Annotated in this window: 10 protein-coding genes and 3 pseudogenes; 7 read left to right on the top strand and 6 right to left on the bottom strand. The window is 57.7% G+C overall.

The window, feature by feature from the left end:
• Positions 1-221 precede the first annotated feature (221 nt).
• The 7 genes and pseudogenes from ACQRBV_RS22075 to ACQRBV_RS22045 all read left to right on the top strand — a co-directional run.
• Positions 222-497: pseudogene (locus ACQRBV_RS22075) on the top strand (PAS domain-containing protein); the annotation flags it as partial.
• A gap of 216 nt (positions 498-713) precedes the next feature.
• On the top strand, positions 714-1,787 hold the full coding sequence (locus ACQRBV_RS22070; protein WP_411984406.1) for a methyl-accepting chemotaxis protein: 1,074 nt from the start codon (positions 714-716) through the stop codon (positions 1,785-1,787).
• 478 nt (positions 1,788-2,265) lie between these two features.
• Positions 2,266-3,348, top strand: a pseudogene (locus ACQRBV_RS22065) (cache domain-containing protein); the annotation flags it as partial.
• Between the two features lie 345 nt (positions 3,349-3,693).
• A pseudogene (locus tag ACQRBV_RS22060) lies at positions 3,694-4,209 on the top strand (methyl-accepting chemotaxis protein); the annotation flags it as partial.
• A gap of 216 nt (positions 4,210-4,425) precedes the next feature.
• The gene (gene gcvA, locus ACQRBV_RS22055; RefSeq protein WP_411984073.1) at positions 4,426-5,331 is read left to right on the top strand and encodes a transcriptional regulator GcvA; all 906 of its coding nucleotides are present in this window, start codon (positions 4,426-4,428) and stop codon (positions 5,329-5,331) included.
• A gap of 74 nt (positions 5,332-5,405) precedes the next feature.
• On the top strand, positions 5,406-6,233 hold the full coding sequence (locus tag ACQRBV_RS22050; protein ID WP_411984074.1) for an EamA family transporter: 828 nt from the start codon (positions 5,406-5,408) through the stop codon (positions 6,231-6,233).
• Between the two features lie 28 nt (positions 6,234-6,261).
• Positions 6,262-7,023 (top strand): SDR family oxidoreductase, encoded by a 762-nt coding sequence (locus ACQRBV_RS22045; protein ID WP_411984075.1) that lies wholly within the window; start codon positions 6,262-6,264, stop codon positions 7,021-7,023.
• A gap of 272 nt (positions 7,024-7,295) precedes the next feature.
• Here ACQRBV_RS22045 and ACQRBV_RS22040 read toward each other — a convergent pair whose 3' ends face one another.
• The 6 genes from ACQRBV_RS22040 to hxsD form a co-directional block, all read right to left on the bottom strand.
• The gene (locus tag ACQRBV_RS22040; RefSeq protein WP_161548949.1) at positions 7,296-7,973 is read right to left on the bottom strand and encodes a DUF5710 domain-containing protein; all 678 of its coding nucleotides are present in this window, start codon (positions 7,971-7,973) and stop codon (positions 7,296-7,298) included.
• A gap of 274 nt (positions 7,974-8,247) precedes the next feature.
• Positions 8,248-8,661, bottom strand: coding sequence for a hypothetical protein (locus tag ACQRBV_RS22035; RefSeq protein WP_161548950.1), 414 nt, complete (start codon positions 8,659-8,661; stop codon positions 8,248-8,250).
• A gap of 50 nt (positions 8,662-8,711) precedes the next feature.
• Positions 8,712-9,320: a His-Xaa-Ser repeat protein HxsA gene (gene hxsA / locus ACQRBV_RS22030; RefSeq protein ID WP_161548951.1), complete on the bottom strand. Its 609-nt coding sequence runs from the start codon at positions 9,318-9,320 to the stop codon at positions 8,712-8,714.
• Positions 9,317-10,552, bottom strand: coding sequence for a His-Xaa-Ser system radical SAM maturase HxsC (gene hxsC / locus ACQRBV_RS22025; RefSeq protein WP_411984076.1), 1,236 nt, complete (start codon positions 10,550-10,552; stop codon positions 9,317-9,319). Before hxsC ends, hxsA begins: the two co-directional genes overlap by 4 nt.
• A complete protein-coding gene (gene hxsB, locus ACQRBV_RS22020) occupies positions 10,552-12,039 on the bottom strand; it encodes a His-Xaa-Ser system radical SAM maturase HxsB (RefSeq protein WP_411984077.1) in 1,488 nt (495 codons plus the stop codon). The genes hxsC and hxsB overlap by 1 nt, the downstream gene beginning before the upstream one ends.
• Entirely contained in the window at positions 12,036-12,335 is a 300-nt protein-coding gene (gene hxsD / locus ACQRBV_RS22015; protein WP_161548954.1) for a His-Xaa-Ser system protein HxsD, read from the bottom strand. The genes hxsB and hxsD overlap by 4 nt, the downstream gene beginning before the upstream one ends.
• Positions 12,336-12,615 lie beyond the last annotated feature (280 nt).

Genomic DNA, 12,615 nt, shown 5'->3' with positions numbered 1-12,615 from the left:
CCCTTCTGCAAAGTGCTGATATATATAGAAACTGCGACCGTTATGGCAGCAAAGCTATTTGTTTATTTCTTCTTAGTTGGTACTTTCGTTCAGGTTTATAAAGCTTCGTTTATTGTTCGATTTCGGTACAAAGTCTGTATGTATAAGAAAAATTTCAAAAAAAAGTATTAACTTTTCCTGGCGCTTGCCGATGGCTATGCAAGTCATAAAAGGTAGTCGTTGTGCGAAATAATCAACCCGTTACTCAGCGCGAAGTTTCACTTGACCCACAGCAGAAACTTATCTCTACAACAGATGCCCGAGGCGTTATCAGTTATTGCAATGACGCGTTTGTCGAGATCAGCGGTTTTAATCGAGAAGATCTGATAGGGGCTCCGCAAAACATCGTTCGTCATCCGGACGTGCCCCCAGCCGTGTTCGCGCACATGTGGAGTGCGCTTAAACAAGGTCGGCCATGGATGGGGATCGTCAAGAACCGCTCCAAAAGTGGCGATCACTATTGGGTCAACGCGTACGTCACACCGATATTCGAAGGCAGCCAGGTAGTGGGCTTCGAGTCGGTCAGGGTCAAGCCGACGGCGGATCAGGTCCGTCGGGCGCAAGCGCTCTATCAGCGTATCAGCCAAGGAAAGTCGGCCATCCCTCGCTGGGACAACTGGGTGTGTGCTGCGCAGGATTGCCTGCCATATCTGGCCACCGGGCTGGCGGGTGCGGTGAGCGGTGTGTTCTTCAGTGCGCCGTTGGCATTCGGTGTGGCGGCAGCCGTGGCGTTACCGCTCGGCTGGGTCTTTTCACGTTGGCAGAAGCACGGAACGTTACGCCTGTTGCAGATGACCGAACCCTCGACCTCCGATGCGTTGATTGCGCAGATGTACAGCGATGCCCGTGGCCCGCAAGCCCGCCTGGAAACGGCTTTCGTCAGCCAGACTGCGCGTCTGAAGACTTGCCTTACGCGCTTGCAGGACACTGCCGAGCAACTCAGCCGACTCGCAGGGCAATCCGAGGCGCTGGCCGCTGAGGGCTCGAAAGGCCTGGAGCGCCAGCGGGTCGAGACTGAACAGGTGTCGGCCGCAGTCAACCAGATGGCGGCGACGACCCAGGAAGTTGCCCGGCATGTGCAACGCACCGCTGATGCCACCCAGCAGGCCAACCAGCTGACGGGTCGTGGCCGCGATGTAACCCGGGAAACTCGCGAAGCCATTGAGCGTCTGTCGAGTGTGGTGAGCGAAACTGGCCTGACTGTGGCGCAGTTGGCGCGGGACAGTGATGAAATCGGCACGGTCGTGGATGTGATCAAAGGCATCGCCGATCAGACCAACCTGCTGGCACTGAATGCCGCCATTGAAGCTGCCCGTGCCGGCGACATGGGCCGAGGCTTTGCCGTGGTGGCCGATGAGGTCCGCCAGCTGGCACAGCGCACCTCGCAATCGACCACGCAGATCCATCAACTGATCACCACGCTTCAGGTCTCGTCCGGCAAAGCCGTGCAAACCATGGAGAGCGGTTGCCGCCAGGCCGAAGAGGGCGTGCTTCAAGTGCTCGAGGCGGACAAGGCGTTGCTGGGCATCAGTGAAGCCGTCGCCAACATCACCGACATGACCACCCAGATTGCGAGCGCTACGGAAGAGCAAAGCGCGGTGGCCGAGGAAATCAGCCAGAACATCGCCACCATCGCCCAACTGGCTGATCAAACCTCGGAGCAGGCGCACCAATCGGCAGGGCTGAACACCGAGCTGACCCGCACGGCTTCCACGCAATACTCCCTGGTCGAGCGCTTTAATCGATAAAGCCTGCCCTTAGCATAATGCTGGTCAGTTAAGCGATGGTGCAGACGATGGTTAACCTGTGGGAGGGGGCAAGCCCTAATGCCAGTCAGTTAAGAGAACCTGCCGCAACCAAACTTTGTAGTGAGCGGGCTTGCCCCGCGCTGGGCGGCAACGCCGCCCCAACGAAGACGCCGCGGTATTTCAGAAGGACCGAAGTGCCTGGGGTGGGGGCGGCTTCGCCACCCAGCGCGGGGCAAGCCCGCTCACTACAGATCATGTGTTCTACAGCCCACCCTTTAACTGACTGGCATTAGGGCAAGCCCCCTCCCACAGTGACAGCGTCAAGCTTTAACTGAGTACAAAAGCTCCCGGTATCTTCCTAAAGTGCGCTTCAACGCGGCCGATAATTCAGTCTAAGCATGGCTTCCGATAACAACACATGCGACGTCAGCTCTAGCGTTTCTCCTTGCCAAAACTATAAATACCCGCAGGTGAAGTCATGAATATCAAGCAGAAGCTGACCTGGGCGTTCGCGGCTATCGCGTGTGTCCCGGTCATCCTGGTCGCCGTTTTGGTAGTGCTGAATGTGCGGGAGGGGGCCCAGGCCAATTTCCTCGACAGCAGCGGTCGCGAGATCCGCCAGATCGACAATGGCATGAAGCAGTTCTTCGACGGCATCAGCCAAAACGTCGACTACGTCGCCAAGGACCCGCGCGTGGTTGCGGCCAAGGACCTCAAGAGCTACGCCGGCGCCGACGCCGCGCAAATCCCATTGACCCCGACCAACAAAGAGCTGCTGGCGATATTCGACCAGTTCGCCAAAAGCCATCCGAGTACCGCCTACCTGTCACTGGGTTTGAGCGACGGCGGCTACGCCAGTTGGCCGGACGACACCAAACTGAACAACTATGACCCACGCGTGCGCCCCTGGTACAAAGCGGCCATCGCCGCGCCAGGCACCACCGTGCGCACCGGTGCCTACTACTGGGCGCCGGACGATGCGACGCTGATCGGCACCGTGCACACCGTCGCCGATACCGCCGGCAATATACTCGGCGTGGTGGGCCTGGATGTGTCGCTCAAGCAGCTCACTGAACTGGTGCGCAACATCAAGCTGGGCCACAGCGGCTACCTGATGCTGGTGGAAGCCAACGGTAACGTGCTGGTAGACCCCAGCGACGCCAAGCACAACTTCAAACCCCTGGCTGACCTTGGCCCCAACTACGCCGAACTGGCCAAGCGCGGCGACGGTGTGACCCAGATCGAGATCGATGGCGTGCCCTACATGGCCAACGTGGTCAGCTCCAAAGACCTGGGCTGGCGTTTTATCGGCCTGATCAAGCGTGATGAAGTGATGGCCGAGGCCACCCGCCTGACCTGGTTGATCGCCGCCATTGCAGCGGCCTTGGCCTTGGTGTTCGCGCTTGTCGGTGCCAGTTTTGCCCGCGTCATCGTGCGTCCGATTCGCGGCGTGGCCGATGGGCTGCAGGAAATCGCCGAAGGAGAGGGCGACCTGACACGCCAACTCAAGGTGCAGGGCAAGGACGAAACCGCCGGCCTGGCGGGCTGGTTCAACCAGTTCCTGGGTATGATCGCCCAATTGGTGCAGCGCATCGGCAGCGCTTCATCGGACCTGCAGACCGCCGCCGTCGACACCAGCGAAGTGGCCAACAACATGAACCAGGCCGCAGGTCGCCAGCGTGAAGCGGTGGAGCTGGTGAGCACGGCGTTCAACGAAATGGTGGCGACCGCCAACGAGGTCGCACGCTCATGCAGCGCCGCCGCGTCGAGTGCCGACGAAGGCTACCGCGACGTCCATGACGGTCAGCAGCACATTGGCGAAGCCACCGGCAGCGTGCTCAAGCTCAGCGAAGACCTGCAGAAGTCGACCCAGACCATGCAGTTGCTGGAGCAGGACAGCCAGAACATCAACACCATTCTCGACACCATCCGTTCGATCGCCGAGCAGACCAACCTGCTGGCGCTCAACGCCGCGATTGAAGCGGCGCGCGCTGGTGACCAGGGCCGTGGCTTCGCCGTGGTCGCCGACGAAGTCCGCGCCCTGGCGCGTCGCACCGCCGACTCCACCGGCGAGATCGACAGCCTGCTGGGCAACCTCGCCCGCCGCACCCAGGAAGTCACGCAACAGATGCAAGGCAGCCTGCAGGTGTCCCACGCCAGCGTGGAACGCATCCAGCAGGCCCGTGACAGCTTCGACAAGATCCGCGGCTCGGTGGACTCGATCCGCGACCAGAACACTCAGATCGCCACCGCCGCCGAGCAGCAGCACCAGGTGGCTGAAGAGATCAACCGGCACATCGCACAGATCCATGCCGATGCCCAGTTGGTCGAAGGCTTTGCGCAGTCCTCACAGACTGGCTCGGGCCGGTTGATAGAGATTTCCGGGGAGCTTAAGGGCTTGGTAGGGCGTTTTAAATATTAGTCTCCCAGGCCGAATGAAAACGGTGAGCTTTCATCGTTTTCATTCGGGCGGTCAATGCAGTCTTTTCCCTGAGCGGCCCCGCAGGTTATGTCTCAGGCCTGGCCGACGCCGTCGGCGGGGGGATCGATGGAGAACACAGCGTCCCGAGTGAGTTTATGCCTATCATGAAGAAGCGTTCATGCAAGCACTTTTCTGATAACTCGCCGGATACTGCCCATGAGAGACCTGCCGCCCACCGCGACCTTGCGCGCATTTGAAGTTTCTACCCGGCACTTGACCTTTACGTCGGCCGCACAGGAACTACATGTGACTCAAAGCGCGGTCAGCCACCAGCTCAGGCATCTTGAGGCCCTTTGGGGCGTGCAGTTGTTTGAACGTGGCAAGGCGTTACGCCTCACGGCAGCGGGGGCTGCGCTGGCGCCCATCGTGCGCGAGTTTTTCATCAGCCTGGAGGCGACCCTGGGTGATTTGCGCGAGCAAAAAGACAGGGTACGACTCAGCGTCAGTACCACCTATTCCTTCGCGCTCAAATGGCTGCTGCCACGCTTGCCGCGTCTCTCTCGTCAGCACCCGGAACTGTTGGTCTCGCTGGATACCACGGATAAAATAATTCACTTCTCTCACGGCCAGGCTGATGTTGCGATCAGGCTCGGCAAGGGCAATTACCCCGGTCTGCATTCTGAGTTCCTGTTTGGGGAGCAGGTATTTCCTGTGGCCAGCCCAGAACTGTTGCGGCGCGTCGGCACTCCGCGGAACCCCGCGGAGTTGTTACATTTCCCGCTTCTGACGCGGGACGGTGCCGAGTTGGTACCCAAGTGGGAAGTGTGGTTTCAAGCCGTCGGGCTGGCCTATTTGCCGCTGCAGGAAAGCGTCAGGTTTGGCGATACCAACATGACGGTGGAAGCGGCCCTGCTCGGCCAAGGCGTTGCATTGGTGCGCAGCGGGCATGTCGAGAGCGAAATCGGCGATGGCCGCTTGGTTCGGCTGTTCGATGTGCCGTTCCCATCGCCGCTCGCTTATTACTTCGTCTGCCCCAAGGGCATTGAATCACAGCCGCACATCGCCAGCTTTCGTCAATGGTTAGTCGATGAGGCGCTGAAGGTAAAACACGTAGAACCTTAAGGCATGAGCATTCATTCATGCTGCGATGAGGAGCCTTCGCTTTAGTCCCGGCGCCGAATTGCCTAGAGTGGCGCATGCCTATCCATCTCATCTTCCTCGTGCTTTTCGCCGCGCTCCTGCATGCCAGCTGGAACGCGCTGCTGCGCAGCGGCGCTGATCGGCTATGGTCGATGACGGTGATGTGCATTGCCATCGCCGTCACCAGTCTCGTTGCCGCAGCATTCATGCTGCCCCCCGCGATTGAAAGCTGGGGCTACGCGGTGCTTTCGGGGTTGTTGCATGTGGGCTACAACCTGTTTCTGGTGCGCAGTTATCGAGTCGGCGACCTGGGGCAGATCTATCCGATTTCACGTGGGTCGTCGCCAGTGCTGATCACCTTGGGCGCAGCCGTTTTTGCCGGAGAAAGCATCACGCCTGGCGAGTTGCTCGGCGTTACGCTGGTGTCATGCGGGATTATTTCCCTGGCCTTCAGAGGGCGCAGTCTTTCGGTTCCCAGCCTGCCCTATGCGCTGGGAACGGGCGGCTTTATCGCGGCCTACAGCGTGGTCGACGGCATCGGTGCCAGGCTCTCCGGTGCGCCGCTGGCCTACACCGTGTGGATGTGCGCCCTGTGGGGCGTGTTGATGCCGGTGGTCTACATCGGTCTGCGTGATGCCCGCAGCTTATTCTCTGCCCGGCCCGGAACAGCGACTGCTGTGGTCGGCGGGCTGGTCTCTTTGCTCGCGTATGCAATGGTCATCTACGCGATGAACGAAGCGCCTTTGGGCGCGGTATCCGCATTGCGTGAAACCAGCGTGCTGTTTGCGGCGTTGATCGGCTATGTCTTCCTCGGCGAGAGGTTAACCGCACGCCGGATACTGGCGTGCGTAGTGATCGCCAGCGGCACCTTACTTATCGGCTGATACAGCCACGGCTCAGGAGCAATATCTAATGTTCGACGTCTCGCAGGCACCGCTGATTCTAATCACGGGTGGAAGTCGTGGAGTAGGGGCAGCAACGGCTCGGCTGGCCGCTGCAAGAGGTTATGACGTCGCGATCAGCTACGTTACCAACGAGGCCGCAGCGTTGGCTGTGGTTGCGGATGTGGAAGCGTTGGGGCGCAGAGCGCTGGCGATGCGGGCCGACAGTGCGGACCCTCGGCAGGTGGCTGATTTGTTCGCAGCGATCGACCACTCGTTCGGACGCATTGACGTCTTGGTCAATAACGCCGGAATGCTGGCGACTCAGTCACGCCTGGAGGGTCTCGGCTTCGAGCGGATGCAGCGCATTTTCGCGGTCAATTCCATCGGGCCAATCCTCTGCGCCCAGCAGGCGGTAAAGCGTATGGCTTACCGTCACAACGGCCCGGGCGGCGTGGTGGTCAATGTCTCTTCGGCGTCGGCGCGCCTTGGCAGCCCCAATGAGTATGTCGACTATGCGGCGTCAAAGGGAGCCTTGGAGACTTTCACCATTGGCTTTGCAAAGGAGGTCGCACGCGAAGGCATACGCGTTAACTGTATTCGCCCCGGACATATCTATACCGAAATGCATGCCAGTGGCGGTGAGCCGGGGCGGGTCGATCGTGTCAAGGACTCGATCCCCATGGGACGGGGCGGACAGCCTGAGGAAGTGGCCCGCGCGATTCTATGGTTGGCGAGTGCGGAGGCATCGTTTGTTACTGGTACATTCCTGGATGTGACGGGCGGTAAATGAGTCAGAGACATGCTCGCGCAACGGAGTATTCGATGGACGCGCGAATTGCGCAGCTGTTCAGTCGGTTGTTTCGACAGCAACCGTACTGGCATAAGCATCCAATGATGATCTTGATATTTTGGTTAAATACATTGTGGCAGCCAGCACGGGAAGTCTTTCCGGTCGTGATTTATATAAGCAGTACAGGCCGAATCCATGTTCGGGCGCTTGTTTGTAGGGTCGATGTCGTGGAAAGCTGAGGTCATTGAGCAGTACGGTATTGGATAGGGTAATTAGGATTGTTCGCGAACCTGCATCCAGTCGAAAAAATCTTCGGATGCAAAGCCAACGCTGCAGTTGGCGTCGAACCGTTCGTTGATTCTGATGAGAGTCATCCGCTGAGCCTCTTGTGGTGAGGTCGGGAAGAAAGCTCCACCAGGTTTGCTGTGCATGAAGAAATCCCCGAGCTTGGCTCCGCAGTTTTCGCAGTGATTCATCAAGTAACGGCTGCCCACTGTTTTGCTGTAGGCCTGTTTGAATTTGTTGGTGAAGTGATGGATCTGCTTCGTGACCAAGGGAGAGAGGCTGACGACGTTGGAGACCGTTCCGCGATACCCATGGCACTTCCATTCGCCGAGGTTGCTTGTGAGCGCGAAATCTTCGTCCTCATCCTCGTAATAATCGAACTCTTCGTGTTGCTCGGGAAGCTTGAACGTGAACACGCGGGTCAAATTAGAGCAACCCCAGCAGTCAGACACTGACTCTATGACATAGTAATAAGGTGCTCTGACACTAAATTCAGGTCCGTGCTCTAGGTCTGCATGCTCTGTTACGGGCAGCCACTGAGCCAAGGGGGCGATGTCGACACCCTCGGGGATGTACCAAGTCTTCAGGCTCGGGTCCCACCTTGCACCGAGTGATTTCGCTTCGTCTTTTTCTGAGAAAGGGACTTTCAGATCAATCCTTGCCATTTCCGTATCCGTACGTATTGCTGAGTAAACGCCAGATCTCATGCTAGAGCCTTCTGGCCTTGTTGGGACCTGCAAACTTAAAAAAGAGCGACAAAGCAGGCTGATGGAGGGAGGTGTTGCAATAGCCCGCGGGTCTGTCGTGGTCAGAGGTAGATCCACAACTGCGCTCAATGGCTGGGTCTTCAATCAGGCTGTTTAAATAGCCTGTTAACCAACTATGGCAGTTATCATAGGTCGACCAAGTTTAGGCCTTAAAGGAGGCCTATAACTCGACTCAGGGCAGCAGCCAAGTGCTGTTTGGGGTGGTGGACCGAATGCCGACTGCCTGACACTGCTCCAGAATCGGCAGAATGTAGGTGATGTTGGTACGGCCTGGCTTGCCTCCTGCTATGTAACGCGCCGCCTGGCAAAGTGGGCCGGCTTTTTCATACGTATGGTTGGAGCTGATTTCCACCGCTTGTGCTTGGCCGAAATGATTGTTTCCGGCGAGGTAGTCCAACGTTTGCTGGAAAGCTGCTCGAGTCAACGCTAACTGCGAGTCTTCCGATCCTGTCTCAATCACAACGCGATTTGCGTCAACGGTCGTGATACGGAAACGGGCTTTGCGCGAAGGTGTTTGCAGCTCTGTGCCTTGCAGGCGGCTGATCAATGCCCAGAGAGTGCTGTCGACTTGAATGATGTGCTGCATGGGATAATTCCTTCGTTGCTGAACGGACGCTAGTTTTAACCTGAAGCGACTTATGGAATCCTGATACCCAACGCATTCAGCGATGGCGTATCCATTCGGCCATTCACGGTCAGCCCACTGTCCATCTGAAAGGCCATCAAGGCACCACGTGTCGCCTTGCCCATCACCCCATCAATGGTGCCTTGGTAATACTGGCGCACCATCAGCGCGGTCTGCACACGGGTGACCAGGTTGCTTTTCTGTTCATTGGTCACGCGGCCTTTTGAAGTGCTCGAGCTTGTCCCGCTGGTAGTGCCAGACGACTGATAAAAGCTATTGCTGTTTGAGGTGCTGCTCGAAGCACTCGGCGCACTGTAGCTTCGGGTACTGGTAGCGGGTGGGCTGTAGTAGCGAGGTGCGCTATAGCCACCCGAGCCGCTGTAGTGAGAACTGTGGGAACTGTGGGACCGGTGTGAACTGTGCGAGCGATGTGCCGCATAGATGTTGACGGTGTCTGGCGCATTGAGCGTATCGGCAAATACCGGGGGCTGTAGCTTGTCGTTGGGTTGCCAGTTCGCATCGGCGAGCGACAGATGGCCCGCCTGTGCCAGGGTGGGACCTGCCATTGGCAGCAGGCTGATCCCACTGATCAGGACTTTCCAGCGGTCGAGCAATTTCACTGTGCACTCCTTGCATAGGCGCTAAAGGCCTCGGTCGATAATAGTTGTACGCCGCGGCTCTGCCAGCGGTCGGTGTGGGATTTGAAGAAGCCAGAGCAATGTTTGACGGCAGCGCATTGCTGGCAGGTATCGATGAACAGGTTCTTCCAGTCCGAGATGCTTTGGCGGGCGAAACGCGAGAGGTGGGCCGGGATCAGGCACAGGGGCAAGTTGTAGATCGAAACCGGCACTCCGCGGTTGAACAGGAAATACACGGCCTGGCTCAACGATTCCTGATAGTCCAGCGGGTCAATCCACAGTTCTTCGTAGTTCTTCCTGGCCAGGCCGGTACTTTCGATACCCATCAGCGCAACATGCCGCACGAAGGGCAGGTTCCTGAACACGTAGTGGGCGAGCTCAGGCAAGCGTGGCGTGGTCAGGCGATTGAGCACCACGCGTATCTCGATGATCTGGTTGGCGCGCGCCAGGTTGTAAAGACCTTGCAGGGTTTCGCTAAACGCGCCGGGAGCCTGCACCAAATAGTCATGGTCTTCTGCATTGTCGGCATACAGCGGGATGCCCCAGCTCAATTGAGGATGACCGATGGAAGAGAGCGCAGCGATCCAGCTCGGGGCTTGGAACAGACGCCCGTTGCTGAGCACATGAATGGATTTCTGCGGCAAAACGGCTTTGCACTTGGCCAGGATTTCGAGCAGGCCGTCGCGATAAAGCGTTGGTTCTCCGCCGCTGATTCCCAGATTTTCCTCGCCCGGGTCCATCAGGTCGATCAGCCGTAGGTTCTCCTCAATGTGCCAACGGTCATCGATATCTTTGGGCGGCTGCGAGCACATCAGACAGAGGCTGTTGCAACGATCAGTCATGAACAGCAGGTTGCTGTCCGAGCCTCGTCGATAGAGCACTCGCACCAACGCGTGGCCTGGTGTGATGGCAATGACATCGCCGGGCTGCACGACATTCGCATCTTTGGGTGTGTGCAGGTGTAGCTGCACACTGTCGAAATCGCCAATCAATGGCTCTGGGGTCAGGAACCCACCCACTGGTAATGAGAGCAGATGCGGGCTCCGTAGCCGTTCTTCGTTTGGCAGCCAAAGCAGCAGGTCACCGAACTCAGCGCTTCCGGCACAAACAGCCAGGCCTTGTTCGATGAACTCATCCAGAGTGATGACCTTGAGCAGTTTCGGCTCATTCAGGTGATGGATTTCGAAGTGGGTATCTTTGCGCAGCATCGCCATCAGCCCCTGTAACCCGGGAACCGGACATCGTTGTAAGAGCGCCTGTTCAACCAAGACAGCAGCACCCTCTGCACGTTGTCGTCGCCATCGCAAAGCAGGCCGAAAAGATGCTTCAGCAGCCCCATGTTCTTCTTGCAGAAGCTGCTGAACACTCGGTGTCCGATCGGGTCAGCTTGGCGGGCATAGTGTTCGACGGGGTCAGCACCACAGTACGGGACAAGTGCGCAGTCGGAGCAGCCCGGCAGCGCCTCTGCTACACCACTGGCGAGCAACGCATTCATAACGGGTGATGCGAGTAATTCAGACAAGGGTTGCTGCACGGTGCCGAGCCTCAAGCCGTCTTCACCCATCTCCAGCAACATTCGGGCTTCGTCCGAGGGATAGACGTAACCGTCATAGTTGTAAACCAGCGCCGCAGTGCCTGCGCCAGCAGGGGAGCGCAGGTCTACATAGCCGGAGGAGAAGGGTGTCAGGATATTCTTCAGCAACAGGCACGTATAACTCTCTGAGAGGTATACGCCCTGTTGGTTGATATGCAGCAAATAAGTCAGTGCCCTCTTGTAGAAGGCCAGATATCGCTCAATAGGGTAATCAAGTCGATGGGCACTCTTGGTGGCAAACCCATAAGGGCTCAGAGGCCGAAGCGAGATGCAGGAGAAGCCTTGACTTACATATTCATCGATGATTGCTTCAGGTTGTTCGAGGCTTCTTGAGGTCAGCGTAGTCAGCGCGGAGACTGCATCATGGCCAAGGCGCTCACGGACCCACTGGATACCTTTTACAGTGCGTTCGTAGGAGTCTCGTGACGGGGTAGGGCGGTTGGCATTGTGCAAGGACGCCGTCCCATCGAGCGAGGTCGAAAACTGGATGCGATTTAGTTCTGCGAAGTCGAGTATTTCCTCCGTCAGGTGGTGCAGTGTGGTGGTAATGACGAACTGGATATCCCGTTGCTCGACCATATTCCGTTCAACGACCCATTCGACAATCTGGCGGACGCGCTCGAAGGCCAGAAGCGGTTCGCCACCCTGAAACTCCACAGTCAGGGCGGGAGCGTTCGATTCGAACAGGCGATTGACTGCCTCCTGTGCATCCGCTTCCGACAGGTCGTGGCCGGATCCGCTCAGAGGGGCCCGCGACACCTGGCAGTACTGGCACGTGTGGTTGCAGCGCAATGTAACCACGAACAAGTGCAGTGCAGGGCCCTGGAAGAGGAAGTCTTTGCGGCTGCGGTACTGCGCGGCCATTTCCGGGAACGGGTCGTGGCGACCTGGTTCGTAGATGAAATGGCGGGCCAGCAGGTCCTTGTAAAAAGGCGTATTTGCTTGAACGTCGAAGTAACTGAGGGCTCGTAATTGCGCGTCGTTAACGTGCATGTACTCACCGGTATCGGAGGTGAGTAGGATGTCACGGTCTTGTCCCGTGCTCATGCGCATGAATCGAAAAGGCAGCAAGCGGTAGTGCTTGGCATCTGTCGCAATCAGTGTCACTGGGAAATCCCACATCCAGCGAGCGCGGCGCGGGCCAAGACTTCACGTAACCCTGCTGTTTCGCGGTTGATATGGTCGCGTAGGGCGAAGTCGTTCAGGTGCTGAAGGATCAGCGAGTGAGCCTGTTCCCGGGAAAGCGTTAGCTTTGATTCAGTGGGATGGGCTGTGAGGCTTATCTGATTGGCTTCAATATCAACTTGGACCGTGACAGTGTCGGCCAGGGAATATGCGGCGCGTCGCACCACGCTGAGCGGGTAGGCTGCGCTGTCGAGTTTCAGCGTGACTGGCCATGTCATCGGAATCGGTCCTTCAAATCCATTGGGAACGTGTGGATTTTGCCGATTGCCGAGGCATTATGCCATCATAATTTTTTACATTTGCACGCATTTATCCAGCGTGGCGGGTGGTGCGCTCACTAGAGCTCGATCATTGATATGGGGTAGGGACGAGAATCCACATATCCCTCAGTGCATCCATCCTCATCAATAGCCCACTTGGCCCAAGGCTGGGGGCATCCTTTTCAAACCATCCAAAAACATGCCCTCAGATATGCCTCCAATGTAGCAATCCACTGGA

It is taken from the genome of Pseudomonas sp. R11F, from assembly GCF_050312575.1.
GTDB lineage: Bacteria > Pseudomonadota > Gammaproteobacteria > Pseudomonadales > Pseudomonadaceae > Aquipseudomonas > Aquipseudomonas palleroniana.
This window is presented reverse-complemented; position numbering and strand designations above follow the sequence as displayed.